This window comes from Ignavibacteriota bacterium, from assembly GCA_013285405.1.
GTDB lineage: Bacteria > Bacteroidota > Ignavibacteria > Ignavibacteriales > Ignavibacteriaceae > IGN2.
In genome coordinates this window covers 554,973-570,433 of the sequence record CP053446.1, presented here as the reverse complement: position 1 = coordinate 570,433, position 15,461 = coordinate 554,973, and the positions used below count along the sequence as shown (strand labels likewise).

Sequence of the window (15,461 nt, the reverse complement as noted above, 5' to 3'; positions counted from 1 at the left end):
TGTGAAGCAGTACTATACTGATACTTATCCTGGTGGTACACTTTTAGCTCTCGAAGCTATTCAAAAGGCCATAAACGAGGGTTATATAAGTGAAGACTCTACAGATCCAAATTATTATGATAACTATGCAGTTGTATTTGCACAATATCCCATTAGGGGGACTTATAATATGATTGGAGCGCTACCAAATCACAGATGGTATATTTTAAGTGAGCAGATGGGATCAGAAATATATAACCCGGATGAAACCTTTACTCATATTGGTCTTCATCTAAATTCATTTGGGGTGGACATAGGCTTTTATGATTTAGGTTTTGATGTTCCAATAAATCCAACACACACCTGGAATTTTGATTTGATGAGTACAGGTTGGGCAAATGGACCACTTCGCAAGGGAGAATGTTCAGCCACTCTTGCACCTTACTTCAGAATAGAAAAGGAATGGATTGAACCCACAACAATTACAAATGATACAAGCAACTTTATAGTAGAATATGATTATGATAGTTCCAAGATTTACAGAATTAATCCCATTGATGCACCAGGAAATATGCATTATTTATTCGAAGTAAGAAAACGAGAGGGCTTTGATTTATATGTACCTGAACCACCAGAGACCTATCAAAATCAACCTGGGACATTGCTTATTTGGCAGAATGATGTTGAATTTTGGTTTCAAAATGAAATCGTAATCGACAAGATAAGACTCAAACAAGCAGATTATTCAGATGAATCACAGTTGAATGATTTCTTTCCATCAGTAGGTTATAATAATTATCAAAGTCTTAATGATACTACACTCCCGGCGGCTTCTTTAGGTGACATCTTTGACGAATATTATGAGAATTATATAAGACCAGCTCACTTTGCAATAAATGGAATACATAAATTGGGAAATGGAAATACACTTATCGATGAAATTAAACTTAACCACGCCATAATAAGAAATAAAATCTCTTCTGGATGGAAAACGGTAAGTGTTGGTGCTATTTTATCCGATTATTCAGCTTCGTCTGTTTTTCCAACCGCTATTTCATCAGTCTATGGTTATATCCCGGGTCAAGGATATGTTGTTAGAACCACACTTGCAAATGGACCTGGTTATTGGGTTAATTTCGGAGCAGCACAAACACTTGTTCACACGGGACTAATTTTAGATTCATTAAATATTCCTGTTAAAAGTGGTTGGAATTTAATCGGGTCAATATCGGATAAAGTTCCAAAACTAAATATTTGTACTAAACCTCCCGGTTTAATTGTTTCAATGTACTTTTATGATGGAGGATATAATTATCTAACAAACAGTGACTCATTAAAACCTGGAAGGGGGTACTGGCTAAATGCAGAAAGCGACGGGAATGTAATTCTTTTAAGAAATTATGAATGCCCGGAAAGTGAACAATTTAACATAGCAAGTATGGATAAATTTATAATAACTGATGCAAATGGAAAAACTCAGGATTTATATGTTGCAAATGTAGATATAGACACTACCATTGCCGATGTCGATAGAAGTTTACCCCCTCCATTACCAGTAATAGATTTTGATGCAAGATTCAACTATGGGGAATTTATAAAAGCAGTGTCGGTAGATAGCGGCGAAGTTGATTTGGAAATAGATGTGTTAACGAATGATTATCCTATTACATTAAGTTGGGAAATAAATCCAGCAAACGGAATTGAATATTCATTTATAAGCGATAGTGGACTTGGTAAGGTTTCTTCATTAAATAAGAAACTTACCTTTGATGAAAATTCAAATGGAAAAATTAAACTGTTTGGGAAAATAAGTAGTTCATTTAACTCTAATCTTCCAGAAAGATTTGAATTGTACCAAAACTATCCGAATCCCTTCAATCCTCTAACAACAATAAAATATGATATTGTAAAAGCCCAGGATGTAAAAGTAATTGTCTACGATATTCTTGGAAGAGAAGTCGCAACCCTAGTTAATGCGCAACAGCGACCCGGTACCTATGAAGTAAGATGGGATGCCTCAAACGTTTCGAGCGGAATCTATTTCTATCAACTTAAAACAAAAGATTATGTTGATACGAAGAAGATGATACTTCTCAAATAATTATTCCTAATTCATAAAGCCCCGAAAAAATCGGGGCTTTTTTATATTGGACTTCCAAATATTAAACTAATAAAACTTTAATTTGTTATCTTTGTTCAAAACAAATATTATAGATAATTAAAAGTTTAAATTGGCAGAATTCAACAATCAACAAAATCAAATTGAACCTGAAAAAACAAGAGAACAAATTCCGTTAGCGGAAACTTACTCTCCATATCCTCTAATTTCACCAGTTGCTGCTGCATTTCTTGGTCTGATTGGTGGTTTTATTCTTTATCAGTTTGTGGGTGGACTATTAACAGTGTTGCTTTTCGGATTTGACCTGGAAGCAGCGCCTGTCAATGGAATCAGATTTATCACAATCATTGGTCAATTACTTTTCATTTTTCTTCCTGCAATATTTTTCAGTAAGTGGATTTACGGTGATATTTCCAAAATTATTTCCATTAGGTTACCTCATTGGAAGGAACTGTTGCTTTTTGTTTTGGGAATTTTGATTCTGACACCATTATTACAAAGTTATCTTTACATACAAAACTACCTGATTGAACAGTGGGCACAATCTTCAGAATTTATTAACTCGATTAAATTCATGTTTGATTCACTAAATGAATTAATCGAAAAAACTTTTGGTAATCTTCTTCGTGCGGATAATTTTATTGAAGTTCTCCTTGTAATTATAACCATTTCAATCATCCCTGCAATTTGCGAAGAAGTTATGTTTCGCGGTTATATTCAAAAGAGTTTCAGTTTCAAATTTAAACCACATATAGCAGCATTGCTCACTGCAATATTCTTTGCATTATATCATTTCAATCCTTATGGGTTAATACCATTAGCATTAATCGGATTCTATCTTGGTTTTGCCGCGTACTCGAGCCAGTCGCTTATCATACCAATTATACTCCATTTTCTTAATAACTTTTTTGCGGTAATGTTGTATTTCATTATTGGCGATGATGAATTATTTAAAAGTAATGTTTCAGACGAAACTTCGCTCGATACTAACATTTTGTATTTTATGCTGCTTCTGATAGCTTTCATTTTCATTATTGTTTTTATCAGAAATTATTATAAACAAAAAAAATTAAAGGAGATGATTTAATGGCTGTTTGTCCTAATTGTAAATATGAATATGTGCCAGGAATAACAATTTGTCCTGATTGCAACACACCACTTGTTGATGCATCTGAATTAAAAAAATATCCTGAGCTTTCAGAAGATGATTGGGTGCTTGTTTATACTTCATTCAATTTTATTGAAGTTGATATGTTAAAAGAAAATCTTGAAAGTGCAGGTATTCCCACTTCTATCCTATCACAGAAAGATTCAAGTTTTCCTGCACCAGGCGATTTGTCAGTGGTGAAATTATTCGTCAAGAAAACTAATGTTCATGAAGCATTAGAATTTATTCAGGATGTTGTAAGAAAAAATTTAGAATCCGGGGAATCGGAAGGTGACTGAAAATTTTAAAAGAGTAGTTGTATCAATCCTGGCGATTCCTATAATACTTGCTTGCGCATACTTTGGTGGATATTACTTCTTCTTCTTTGTAATGTTAATCAGCCTGTTTTCATTTTATGAATTCAGTATGCTCGCAAAAAATAAAAGTTCATTTGTAAATCTCCCCATAGGATTCATTGCAATTATACTTTTATTATTAAATCAGTTTAGAAATTTTACCAATCTTGAAATTATTATTCTGCTGGGTTCATTATTACTTTTAATTATTGAACTATTCAGGAATAAAGGTTCAGCAATTTTAAACCTTGGTGCAACTTTCCTGGGAATATTTTACATCGGGATTTTTGCTGCAGCGCTTATTTCATTGCGGGAATTTTATCCGGCGAATACAGATTTATATATAAATGGTGCATATCTTATAATTTCAATTCTGGCTTCTATCTGGATTGGAGATTCAGCAGCATATTTTGGTGGAATAAATTTGGGAAAGCATAAGTTGTTTCCCCGGGTTAGTCCAAATAAAAGCTGGGAAGGTGCAATTTTTGGTTTTATTTTTACAACAGGAGCTATGATTTTAGCAAAAGTGATTATACTGAATTTTATTAGCTGGCAGAATGTAATAATCATTGGAATTATTATCGGAACCATCGGTCAGATCGGGGATTTGGTAGAATCACTTTTAAAACGAGATGCAGCCGTTAAAGATTCATCTTCAATAATTCCGGGGCACGGTGGTTTCTTTGACAGATTTGATTCCTTATTGTTCAGTGCACCTGCAATCTGGTTGTATCTCAGGTATTTAAGTTAAAACTAACTGTAAGAACTTAAAGAAATATTATTGAAAAATTCATTTTTTGTCACTGTGGCTCTTAGTGATTTCTTTGTGCAACTCCGTGTTACACTTTTTATTACACAGAGAACCACTGAGAAAACACAGAGTTCCACAGAGAAATTTTTATTTAAAACTTAAATGAAAACGCGCGAAAAAGTAAGTGTAATCACATTAGGCTGCGCTAAGAACACAGTTGATTCAGAAAGATTACTGAAACAATTACAGCTAAATAATCTTGACCTTCGAACAAATCCTTCCGAAGCAGATACTGTTATTATCAATACCTGCGGATTTATTGAAGCTGCAAAAGAAGAGTCAATTAATACGATAATGAGTACTGTTGCGAGCAAAAATTCTGGAATTACAAAAAGAATATTTGTGGCTGGCTGTCTCTCTCAACGTTACAGGGATCAACTCGAAAAAGAAATTCCGGAAGTTGATGTATTCTTCGGGACTGAAGATTACCAGAAAATTATAAATGAACTCGGCGGCGAACTCAAAAAAAATCTTCTTGGTGAAAGGATACTTTCTACTCCATCAAATACAGCTTATCTCAAAATCTCAGAAGGCTGCGATCACCCATGTTCATTTTGTGCAATACCAATAATGCGCGGTCTTCATAAATCCAAATCCATTGAAGAACTTGTAGCGGAAACTGAGTTCCTCGCAAAAAATAATACAAAGGAATTAGTGCTTATAGCTCAGGATACTACCGACTATGGAAAAGACATTTACAATCAAAGAAATATTTCACATCTTTTATCGGAGCTTAGCAAAGTTGAGGGAATTGAATGGATAAGGATTATGTATGCATATCCGTCAAAATTTCCTGATGACCTGATCGCTGAAATAAAAAATAATAATAAAGTCTGTAAATATATTGATATTCCTTTGCAGCACATTTCTGATAATATCTTAAAATCTATGCGAAGAGGAATTTCAAGCAGACAGACGAAAGAATTGTTGACAAGATTAAGATCCGAAATCCCGGATTTAGTTTTAAGAACAACTTTTATTGTTGGATACCCCGGTGAAACTGAAAAAGAGTTTCAGGAACTTTGTGATTTTGTTCGTGAATATAAATTTGAAAGACTGGGTACATTTACTTATTCTCAGGAAGAAAATACATTCAGCTATGACCTTGGCGATCCGGTTCCGGATGAAGTAAAAAAAGAACGTCAAAGTAGATTGATGGAAATCCAGCATGAAATTTCTCTTGAAATAAATAAAGAGATAATTGGAACAGATCTGAAAGTTTTAGTTGAATCTAAAGAAGGAGATTTTTTTGTTGGAAGAAGTTACAGAGATGCACCTGAGGTGGATGGAGAAGTTTTAATAGATTCAGAAGGGGATCATATAATTCAAGGTGATTTTAATACCGTAAAAATATATGACTATGATGAATTTGATCTTTTTGCGAGATTAACGAAAAAATAAGGATTACTAAAATGAAAAAGTTACTGCTTGCTTTTGTATGTATTTACTCTTTTCTGAGTTTTGCTCAAACTGAGGATGAATCCAAAATTCTCGATAATAAAATCAGATATTACCAGGATTTCATATCTTTTAAAGGTAATGATGATAAAACGAGACTGGATTTTTTTATCAAAGTTCCTTACAATGCTGTTCAGTTTGTTAAGACTGGTCAGGGTTTTGAAGCGTCATACACAGTAACGGTTTCCATTTTCAGTGAAGATAAAAGTAAACTGATCACTGAAAAGATCTGGAATGAAAAAATTATAGCAATCAGTTTTGAACTTACCACTTCACCTGATAATTTCAATCTTGGCTCACGTTCATTCGAACTTTCACCGGGGACATATTCCGTTAAGACAATTCTACTTGATAAAGATTCAAAAAATGAATATACCGCAGAAAGTACAGTAATTGTTAAGCAGTTCGATCAGTATCCTTCATTAAGTGACATAATGTTAATCTCAGGGAAAAATGTTGTAGATGGAAAATCCAAAATAATTCCAAATGTTTCGAGGAATCTTGTTTCGGATAGAGATCCATTGGATATGTTTTATGAAATTTACTCCGATACAAACCGGAATTTGACTATTGATTATGAAATATTTAATGAAAGTGTACAACAGGTTTACACATCATCTCAGATTGTCAAAGTAAAATCAGGCAAGAATCAGATTTTTCATAATCTGGATTCTCTGGTTCTTGATCTCGGGAAACATCTTTTGAAAGTTTCTTTGAAAGATTCAACACAAAAAGTTATTGACACATCAATTAAAAGTTTTACATCCAGATGGGTTGGTGTACCGGTTTATATAACCGATCTTGATAAAGCAATTGACCAGATGATCTATTTAGCAAGCCCCGAAGAATTATCTTATATCAGAGATGCAGAAACGCGTATCGAAAAGTCTAAAAGATTCGTAGCTTTCTGGAAGAAACAAGATCCAAATCCTGCAGATGAATATAATCCGGTATTCAATGAGTATTACAGCAGAGTTGCTTATGCTAATCAGAATTTCACAACTTACTCGCTTGATGGATGGAAATCAGATCGAGGAATGGTTTTCATTATACTCGGCGCTCCTGACAATATCGATCGTCATCCATTTGAATATTATGCAAAGCCTTACGAAGTCTGGCAGTATTACAATCTTAACAAGCAATTTATTTTTATGGATTATTCAGGATTTGGAGATTACAGATTAGACCCGAGCACGCCGCTTTATGGTGATTTATACAGGTTCAGATATTAATTTATTATAACTCTCGATTTCCTTTATCCTGAAAGTGTTATCTGATAGGGGATAATTATTGTTTAACTGTTAAATTGTTTTTGATGAAAAATAATTTTCGGGCAATTTAACAGTACGGCAATTTAACATTATGAATCAATGATACTTACCATCACACTCAACCCTCTTCTTGAAAGAAGATATTACTATTCGAAAGTTGATTTGTCAAAAGTTAACAGGCAAGGCAAGCTTATAATTAAGGCAGGAGGCAAAGGCGTAAATGTTAACAGACAGCTCAATAAGCTTGGTATAAAAAATATTGCGATGCTTTTTCTCGGAGGTAATAACGGAAAAGTATTCAGGGAATCTCTTCGTTCAGAAAAAATTAATTTTTCAGAAGTTGTAATAAAAGCAGAGACAAGAGATGCTGCAATAATCATTAACGAGTCTGAAGAAAAAATTTATTCTTTCTTTGGAACCGAAGCGATTATATCTTCCAAAGAAGTTTCGGATTTTATTTTGAAGATGGAGAAAGCAATTGCTGCCTGTGAGATGGTTGTTTTCTCGGGTAGTTCACCATGCGATGAAACTGATAAAATAATATTTGAAGGAATTAAGATTGCAAATAAGCTTGATAAGATTTCCGTTTGCGATACTTATGGTGAACATCTCGCAAGCTGCTTTGATGCGTCACCAACAATTTTGCATAATAATATTGATGAATTGAAAACTTCAATTAAATACGATTTCAATCAGGCGCAGAATTATCTTGATTTTCTTCAATCGATTTATGAAAAAGGAATAAAACAAGCTTTTATTACTAACGCTGAGAACCCATTATATGCTTCCAATTTTGACTTTCATTATAAAGTAATTCCTCCTGAAATTAGGTCAGTAGATTCTACGGGAAGCGGAGATGCATTCGTGTCAGGAATTGTTTACGCCTGGCACAACAAGCTTACATTTGAACAGCAATTAAAATTCGCAACAGCACTCGGGACATTAAATGCAAAATCTTTTGAAGTTTGTGAAGTTGAATTAGCCGATGCACAAAAGCTCGCTGAAAAAATTCTGCCGGAACCAATTGGAAAGACTCTTAATCATTTGAATGATACACCTTAAAAAAAATATTTTATTATTTTTCTTAATTGGTGCTTCTGTTTTATTTGCTCAAAAGATTGATAAAATAGAAATCAACAGGAATGAAATTTTCAGTGATACAGAAATTTTAAGCTGGGCTGGTCTAAACGAAGGGCAAAATTATTTTCCCGGTATTATTGATTCGTCTCTGTCGCATATATCTGTTGGTCTTATTTCAAACGGTTATTTTAATTTTTCTTTTGATGGATCGAATTTTGAATTTTCAGTTGATTCACAAAAAGTTGACCTGTTTATAAATGTTGACGAAGGAAATCCCACACTTATTAAAAATATTGAGATAAGCTCGGATGATTCAATTGATATAACTGATTTTAAATCATCGCTGGAATATTTAAGAGGGGAGATCTTTGATAGATTTGAAATTGAAGCGAGTATAGGCAATCTTCTCACAAATTCTGAAAATCGTGGATTTCCTTTTGCTTCCGTAAAAATCCAATCCGTTTATTTTTATGATGATTCCATAAGTAAAGAACATTACGCAGATCTTAATATTACTTTTGAAGAGGGACGAAAAAGTAAAATTGATAAGATAGAAGTGACCGGAAATACTTCAACTAAAGATTATGTAATCATAAGAGAATTGAGAATGGATTCCGGTGAGGAATATTCACAGCAAAAAATTGAGAACCTGCCGAGACGTTTGAATAAGCTTCGTTACTTTGATCCGGTCCCAACACCTCAGTTTTACATTGACTCACAGAATAACGGAGTTCTTCAGATAAATGTAAGAGAAAGAAATACCAATAACTTTGATGGTATTATCGGTTATGTTCCGCCTGCAACAAAAGATGAAACAGGTTACGTTACCGGACTTGTAAATGTTACTCTCAGAAACATTTTCGGAACCGGAAGAGCCGCTGCTATCAGATGGCAGAAACCAACACGATCAAATCAGGAACTTGAGCTAAAGTATTTAGAACCGTGGTTATTTGGATATCCATTCAATGTAAATGCAGAGTTATTCCAGAGAATTCAGGATTCAACCTATGTTCAAAGAAGGATCGGCGGCGCACTTGAGTTTCTCGCAACCGAAGATATTTCTGCGTCTGCTTTTATTTCAACGGAAGAAATAATTCCAACAGAACGACATGTACCGGTATTTACTGTTTATAATTCTTCATCACTCACAACAGGACTTGGACTGAGAATTGATTTCAGAAACGATCCAATTGCTTCTACAAGCGGGTTTCTTTTTGAAACAGGTTACTCCTTTAGCAATAAAGATATTAATGGTCCGGCAGAATATGTCACTCCCAAAACCGAAACGAATATTAATTTACAGAGAATTACAATCGGATTTGGAGCCTTTTATGAAATCTTTTCCCGTAATGTATTAGCGCTTAGTGTAAACGGTAAGGAACTCAACGGTCCTTTCTTTGAACAAAGCGATCTCTGGCGTTTTGGCGGGACAAGAACTGTGAGAGGTTACAGGGAAGAACAATTTTTAGCATCCAGAATTGCCTGGTCAAATCTTGAATACAGATTAATGATGACACAAAGATCTTATGCTTTTCTTTTTCTTGATGCAGGTTATTATTTTCTGGATGCAGATCTTGAGCGGGGAATCTTGCAGCAGGAAGATTATATTTTCGGATATGGTCTTGGAATTACTCTTGAAACTGCAATTGGATTACTCGGTGTAAGTTTTGCTCTCGCAGAGGGTGAAACTTTCAGCGAAGGCAAAATACATTTTGGAATTGTAAATGAGTTTTGATTATTTTTTACAATAAATTCATGAAGTAAAAGTGCCAGAAAAACTTTATAAATATTTGAATGAAGAAATAACAGTAATCTGGAAACCGGATGTTTGTATTCATTCAACAAAATGCTGGAAAGCATCACTTGCAATATTTAATCCAAAGAGAAGACCATGGATAGATATGTCTGGTGGTTCAACTGAAGAAATTATTAAAATAGTTGACAACTGTCCTTCGGGTGCGCTCTCTTTTGAAAGAAATGATAAACCGAAAGAAGAGAAGAAACAAAATGAACAATCTACGTAATCCTAAAAGTTGGATTAGAATAGAAAGGTTGTTTGAATTATGAATCTTCCACTCATAGGACTACTCGAAAAACTGCTTTTGACCAGGAATAATTTAATGTATGCGTTGTCTAGCTGAACCTGTTTCAGCTTATGATTTAAATTAATATTTAATGAATCAGATCCTGAAATAAATTCAGGATGACAGATGATAAGTTCAGAATGAAAATCAGAACAATCTCCTATTCTTTTCGTAATTTTCGATAAATCTTTCATCAACACTTTAATAAGATTTGACAGAAAAACTTACAACACTCGTAAAACTCTGCCGACCGGTTAACTTTATAATTACTTTCATTTCAGTAATTGTTGCTTCAATTATTTGCTCGCAAGGTACACTGCCTAATCAGAAAATATTCTTAGCGGCTTTTGTTGCAGCAATAGTGCTGGCTTCGGGAAATATTTATAACGACATCACCGATATTGAGATAGATAAAATCAACAGACCTGATCGACCACTACCTTCCGGAAAAATAAAATCAAATGAAGCATATATTCTTTACTTTTTCTACACAGCAATAGCAGTTGGCTGTTCATTTTTTCTTGATTCGATTGCATCAATCATCGTTCTGTTTTCAATTCTGTTATTAATTATTTACTCCAAAATATTAAAACGAATTCCGATACTTGGAAATTTCACCATCGCATTACTTGCAGGATTAGTTTTTATTTTTGGAGGAGTTGTGGTTGATAATCCGGCTGCAGCAATAATACCGGCTGTATTCGCTTTTTTAATTAATCTAATTAGAGAAATTGTAAAAGATATGGAAGATATTGACGGTGATAAAAAAGTTGGAATAAAAACTTTTCCCATTGCATTTGGATATCAGAAATCAAAATATTTAATCCTGATTCTGTCTTTCATTCTGATTCTTTTTACGCTTTATCCGTTCATCACTAAGATTTACAAAATTGAATACTTTGTTATCGTAATGGTATTTGTGAATTCTTTAATTATCTATTGCCTGAAAATTTTGTTTCAAGATCAATCCGTAAAAAATTTGAGGAAAGTCAGCAACCTTTTAAAGATAAGTATGGTAATTGGTCTGTTTGCAATTTATCTTGGTGTTTAAGGAAAAGAAATCAGTTGAAAGCATTCGATAAAAAATATTTCAGCAAAGAAATAAAATATATTGCAGGTGTTGATGAAGCCGGACGAGGTCCGCTTGCTGGCCCGGTTGTAGCTGCTGCTGTTATCTTTAACAAAAATACAGTTATAAAAGATGTTAATGATTCGAAGCAGTTGACTGAAAAACAAAGAGAAAAATTATTTGAAAAAATTATTTCGAAAGCTTTGGCTTATTCGGTTTCGATAATCGATCACTTTGTTATTGATGAAATAAACATACTCAATGCAAGTCTGTTAGCAATGAAGAATGCTGTGAATGATTTAGTAATTGAACCTGATTTAATCCTCGTAGATGGTAACAGAGCATTTCATTCGGATATTCCAGTGATACCAATTGTTAAAGGTGATTCTTTATCTTTTTCGATTGCGGCTGCTTCTATTCTCGCAAAAGTTACCCGTGACAGGTTAATGAAAAATTTAGCAAAAGATTATCCTGAATATTTATGGGAACGGAATAAAGGCTATCCGACAAAACAACACAGAGATATAATTAAAAAGATAGGACCAAGTCCGTTGCACCGGAAAACCTTCTTGAAAAAAATTCTTATCGAGCAGGAAGAAATAAACTTTGATGAAAAATCTAACATAATCACTGAGAAATGAATCTCGATAAAAAAGAACTTGCAAAAAGGGGAGAAGATCTCGCTGCTAAAATTTTGTCTGATAGTGGTTATAAGATCATTGAGAGAAATTATCGTTTTAGTCATGGAGAAATAGACATCATTGCCGTTGATCCGAAAAATAATTTTACCGTATTTGTTGAAGTAAAAGCAAGACAAAATCTTGAATTTGGGCAGCCGGAATATTCAATAACAAAGAACAAACAAAAGCAAATAAGAAAACTTGCTGATCTATATCTCTATGATAAAGGAATTACAGAAATTGATTGCAGGTTTGATGTATTTGCAATCTTATTTGAAGATCTGAATAATCCAGTTGTCAATCATTATGAAAATGCTTTCTGACAATCCTAAATAAAGCTGCTGTTACATTATTAAAGATATCGTTAAATAGAATTCTTTCCTCACTTCATTTGATTTATATTCACATTCATTTTCCATATTTTTGAATATTATTAAACAATATTTGATGTATCAGAATTGAAAACTCTTTTTACAAACGATAAATTCCTAACAACAACAGAAAACCGACTCACAGATTTTTTCACAATGATCGGGGGACTTGGTTCATTCTCTGTGAGATTTATGAAAGAAGTTTTCCGTCCGCCATACGAAACCGATCAGATCAGAAAACATATGATCGAACTTGGAATGAAAACACTTCCAATAGTTGGAGTTACCGGTTTCATTATCGGGCTGGTTATTGCAATGCAGTTAAGTCCGGTACTTAAAAGATTTGGTGCTGAAGCTTTTCTTCCCGGTTCGGTTGGAATATCAATCGTTCGCGAACTTGGTCCGGTTATTTGCGCGTTGATATTTGCAGGAAGAGTTAGTTCCGGAATTGGTGCCGAACTTGGTTCAATGCGTGTTACCGAACAGATTGATGCAATGGAAGTTTCAGGTGTAAATCCATTCAGGTATCTTGTAGTAACAAGAATATTTGCAACAACATTTATTCTTCCTATTCTGACTGTATATGTTATTTTCATATCACTCATCGGTGCTTATATAGCGGTAGTTCTTGTTCAGAATATGACGTGGGCATATTATATGGATAGAGTGATATATGCAGTTGAATTTGGTGATGCAATCCCGGGCGTTAGTAAAACTTTTGTGTTTGGTTTTATAGTTGGGCTTGTTGGTTGTTATAAAGGCTATACAACAACAAATGGCACTGAAGGAGTTGGGAAAGCATCAACAAGCGCTGTTGTTGTTTCATCACTATTGATTTTAATTTTTGATATGGTTCTCGTAAAATTGTCATTGTGGATCTGGCCGGTGGTAAAATAATGGTTGAAGTAAAAGATTTACATAAATCATTTAACGGCAACATCGTTTTAGATGGCATCTCTTTTAATGTTATCGAAGCTGAGAACATGATTATTTTCGGAAGAAGCGGCTCTGGTAAAAGTGTTTTGCTTAAATGTATGATAAGATTAATGGAACCGGAATCCGGAAGTATTATCATCCATAATAAAAATGTTTTGGAGCTGGATATTACTGAGTTGAATGAGCTGAGGAAAAATATTGGATTCCTTTTTCAGGGTGCTGCTTTGTATGATTCAATGAGCGTAAGAGAGAATCTTGAATTCCCTCTTATCCGGAATTTCGATTTGGAGCAAAAAGAAATTGATGAGAGAGTTCACTTTGTGCTTGATGCAGTATCTTTGCTTGAAGCTATTGATAAAATGCCTTCAGAACTTTCAGGCGGAATGAGGAAGAGAATCGGTTTGGCGAGATCAATAATAACAAAACCAAAGTTGATGTTTTATGACGAACCGACGACCGGACTTGATCCTATAACTGCTAAAGAGATCAGTGTCCTGATAAATGATTTGCAGCACAGATTGAAAATGACTTCTATAGTTGTTACTCATGACTTGCTTTGTGCAAAAATTATTGCAGACCGAGCCATTGTTCTTGATAGCGGAAAAATTGTCAAGGAAGGAAGTATAAGCGAACTTGTTAATTCTGAAGAACCATTACTCAAAAACTTTTTTAGTGATAAAATATTCGAACATAACGGGAGTTTGAAATGAAAAGTGGATTATCAGGCGCTAAGCTTGGCATCTTTATTTTTATTGGAAGCGCATTACTTGTTATCGGGATTTTTATGCTTGGCAACAAAGAAGCACTTTTTAAACCTACTTTTACAGTTAAGGCATACTTTCGGAATATTGAAGGACTGCGTAACGGTGCTCCTGTTAAGTTAAGCGGTATTGATGCAGGTGCTGTGCAGGATATTAAAGTAGTTGGCGATACTGTCAGTATGATCGAAGTAAAAATGAGACTGCTCGATGAGATCAGACATTTCATAACTGTTTCCACTCAAGCTGAAATTCAGACTGAAGGATTAGTCGGAAATAAATTTGTATCTCTTAGAGTAGGTGAAGGCGGCGACGAACCAATAAAAGATGGTGGAACTATTCTGGCAAAAGAACCCGTAAGTTTTGCAGATATAATTGAAGAAACTCAGGGAATTATAGGTTATACAAAAGAAATGACCCGCGATCTTGCTGATATTATTTCCCGAATTAATCAAGGCGAGGGTAGTATAGGTAAATTGTTTAGAGATGAAGCACTTTATAACGCCGCTACTGATCTAACAATATCTGCTGGTAAAAGTCTTAATTCTATAACAGCCGAGTTGAATATTATTACACAACAGTACAAATCTTTGGGTGTTTCTGTTAGCTCGGCAGTGGAGAATATAAATAATGTAGTGATGAGTTTAGATACATTGTTATCAAACACTTCACAAGGTAAAGGTGTTATAGGTTCACTTCTTGTTGAAGGAACAAGTGCTGATTCAAATCTGCAAACGCTCATCATCAATTTGAAAGAAATATCGGAGGAATCTAAAATTGCAGCCACTAGTTTGTCCGAAAATATGGAAGCATTAAAGCACAACTGGCTATTTAAGAGTTATTTTGAGGAAAGAGGTTACTGGGATGCTTCTGGATATGAGAAAGAAATTGACCGAAAGACAAAAGAACTGGATGAAAAAATTGAATTATTGAACAAAAAAATAGATGAACTTAAATTGCTCGAATCTTCCACTAAATAAAAATCTCAGAGATTTTTTTATATCGAATAAGTTTAAAGTTGACATCCTGCGGCAAATGTTATAAATTGTTTATAAAATTTTTAATAACCATTCAAGGAGGCTAAATGAAAATCATAAGAATGAATCCCTTAAAATCTGATGGAAGCGGAAAAACCGCTGCATTCTTCGACATTCAAACTGGTGATGGAATTGTGATTAAAGGATTCAGACTCATCAACGGTTCAAATGGACTTTTTCTTTCTTCACCCGATCAAAAAGGCAAAGACGGCAAATATTATGAAACCGTTACACTCCCAAAAGAAATGAAAAGCGAACTTGAGAGAATGGCTCTCGATGAGTTTAATAAAACAAACAAATAATTA

At 34.1% G+C, this 15,461-nt stretch carries 16 protein-coding genes; all 16 read left to right on the top strand.

Features of this window, described 5'->3' with window-relative positions:
- The first annotated feature begins 1 nt into the window (after window position 1).
- Window positions 2-2,080, top strand: a complete 2,079-nt coding sequence (locus HND39_02465) for a T9SS type A sorting domain-containing protein (GenBank protein ID QKJ95221.1) — start codon at window positions 2-4, stop codon at window positions 2,078-2,080.
- Between the two features lie 130 nt (window positions 2,081-2,210).
- Window positions 2,211-3,185 carry a CPBP family intramembrane metalloprotease gene (locus HND39_02460; protein QKJ95220.1) on the top strand — a complete coding sequence of 325 codons (975 nt, stop codon included), beginning with the start codon at window positions 2,211-2,213 and terminating at the stop codon, window positions 3,183-3,185.
- Window positions 3,185-3,544, top strand: a complete 360-nt coding sequence (locus HND39_02455; GenBank protein ID QKJ95219.1) for a hypothetical protein — start codon at window positions 3,185-3,187, stop codon at window positions 3,542-3,544. The genes HND39_02460 and HND39_02455 overlap by 1 nt, the downstream gene beginning before the upstream one ends.
- Window positions 3,537-4,352, top strand: a complete 816-nt coding sequence (locus tag HND39_02450; protein QKJ95218.1) for a phosphatidate cytidylyltransferase — start codon at window positions 3,537-3,539, stop codon at window positions 4,350-4,352. Before HND39_02455 ends, HND39_02450 begins: the two co-directional genes overlap by 8 nt.
- Window positions 4,353-4,514: 162 nt before the next feature.
- Window positions 4,515-5,813 carry a 30S ribosomal protein S12 methylthiotransferase RimO gene (gene rimO / locus HND39_02445; GenBank protein ID QKJ95217.1) on the top strand — a complete coding sequence of 433 codons (1,299 nt, stop codon included), beginning with the start codon at window positions 4,515-4,517 and terminating at the stop codon, window positions 5,811-5,813.
- Between the two features lie 11 nt (window positions 5,814-5,824).
- The gene (locus HND39_02440; GenBank protein QKJ95216.1) at window positions 5,825-7,102 is read left to right on the top strand and encodes a GWxTD domain-containing protein; all 1,278 of its coding nucleotides are present in this window, start codon (window positions 5,825-5,827) and stop codon (window positions 7,100-7,102) included.
- 138 nt (window positions 7,103-7,240) lie between these two features.
- Entirely contained in the window at window positions 7,241-8,203 is a 963-nt protein-coding gene (locus tag HND39_02435; GenBank protein QKJ95215.1) for a 1-phosphofructokinase, read from the top strand.
- Window positions 8,190-9,956 carry a BamA/TamA family outer membrane protein gene (locus tag HND39_02430; GenBank protein QKJ95214.1) on the top strand — a complete coding sequence of 589 codons (1,767 nt, stop codon included), beginning with the start codon at window positions 8,190-8,192 and terminating at the stop codon, window positions 9,954-9,956. Before HND39_02435 ends, HND39_02430 begins: the two co-directional genes overlap by 14 nt.
- Window positions 9,957-9,987: 31 nt before the next feature.
- On the top strand, window positions 9,988-10,245 hold the full coding sequence (locus tag HND39_02425; GenBank protein QKJ95213.1) for a (4Fe-4S)-binding protein: 258 nt from the start codon (window positions 9,988-9,990) through the stop codon (window positions 10,243-10,245).
- Window positions 10,246-10,516: 271 nt separating this feature from the next.
- Window positions 10,517-11,356: a geranylgeranylglycerol-phosphate geranylgeranyltransferase gene (locus HND39_02420; GenBank protein QKJ95212.1), complete on the top strand. Its 840-nt coding sequence runs from the start codon at window positions 10,517-10,519 to the stop codon at window positions 11,354-11,356.
- A 14-nt stretch (window positions 11,357-11,370) separates the two neighbouring features.
- Window positions 11,371-12,015, top strand: a complete 645-nt coding sequence (locus tag HND39_02415) for a ribonuclease HII (protein QKJ95211.1) — start codon at window positions 11,371-11,373, stop codon at window positions 12,013-12,015.
- Window positions 12,012-12,377, top strand: coding sequence for a YraN family protein (locus HND39_02410; protein ID QKJ95210.1), 366 nt, complete (start codon window positions 12,012-12,014; stop codon window positions 12,375-12,377). Before HND39_02415 ends, HND39_02410 begins: the two co-directional genes overlap by 4 nt.
- Window positions 12,378-12,581: 204 nt before the next feature.
- Entirely contained in the window at window positions 12,582-13,322 is a 741-nt protein-coding gene (locus HND39_02405; protein ID QKJ97854.1) for an ABC transporter permease, read from the top strand.
- On the top strand, window positions 13,322-14,071 hold the full coding sequence (locus tag HND39_02400; protein ID QKJ95209.1) for an ATP-binding cassette domain-containing protein: 750 nt from the start codon (window positions 13,322-13,324) through the stop codon (window positions 14,069-14,071). Before HND39_02405 ends, HND39_02400 begins: the two co-directional genes overlap by 1 nt.
- Window positions 14,068-15,099, top strand: a complete 1,032-nt coding sequence (locus HND39_02395; protein QKJ95208.1) for an MCE family protein — start codon at window positions 14,068-14,070, stop codon at window positions 15,097-15,099. The genes HND39_02400 and HND39_02395 overlap by 4 nt, the downstream gene beginning before the upstream one ends.
- Window positions 15,100-15,203: 104 nt before the next feature.
- The gene (locus HND39_02390) at window positions 15,204-15,458 is read left to right on the top strand and encodes a hypothetical protein (protein ID QKJ95207.1); all 255 of its coding nucleotides are present in this window, start codon (window positions 15,204-15,206) and stop codon (window positions 15,456-15,458) included.
- Window positions 15,459-15,461 lie beyond the last annotated feature (3 nt).

Excerpts from the sequence above, each read along its gene's own strand:
- HND39_02455 (QKJ95219.1), top strand. The coding sequence starts at position 3,185 with ATGGCTGTTTGTCCTAATTGTAAATATGAATATGTGCCAGGAATAACA.
- rimO (QKJ95217.1), top strand. The coding sequence starts at position 4,515 with ATGAAAACGCGCGAAAAAGTAAGTGTAATCACATTAGGCTGCGCTAAG.
- HND39_02440 (QKJ95216.1), top strand. The coding sequence starts at position 5,825 with ATGAAAAAGTTACTGCTTGCTTTTGTATGTATTTACTCTTTTCTGAGT.
- HND39_02435 (QKJ95215.1), top strand. The coding sequence starts at position 7,241 with ATGATACTTACCATCACACTCAACCCTCTTCTTGAAAGAAGATATTAC.
- HND39_02430 (QKJ95214.1), top strand. The coding sequence starts at position 8,190 with ATGATACACCTTAAAAAAAATATTTTATTATTTTTCTTAATTGGTGCT.
- HND39_02410 (QKJ95210.1), top strand. The coding sequence starts at position 12,012 with ATGAATCTCGATAAAAAAGAACTTGCAAAAAGGGGAGAAGATCTCGCT.
- HND39_02405 (QKJ97854.1), top strand. The coding sequence starts at position 12,582 with ATGATCGGGGGACTTGGTTCATTCTCTGTGAGATTTATGAAAGAAGTT.
- HND39_02400 (QKJ95209.1), top strand. The coding sequence starts at position 13,322 with ATGGTTGAAGTAAAAGATTTACATAAATCATTTAACGGCAACATCGTT.
- HND39_02395 (QKJ95208.1), top strand. The coding sequence starts at position 14,068 with ATGAAAAGTGGATTATCAGGCGCTAAGCTTGGCATCTTTATTTTTATT.
- HND39_02390 (QKJ95207.1), top strand. The coding sequence starts at position 15,204 with ATGAAAATCATAAGAATGAATCCCTTAAAATCTGATGGAAGCGGAAAA.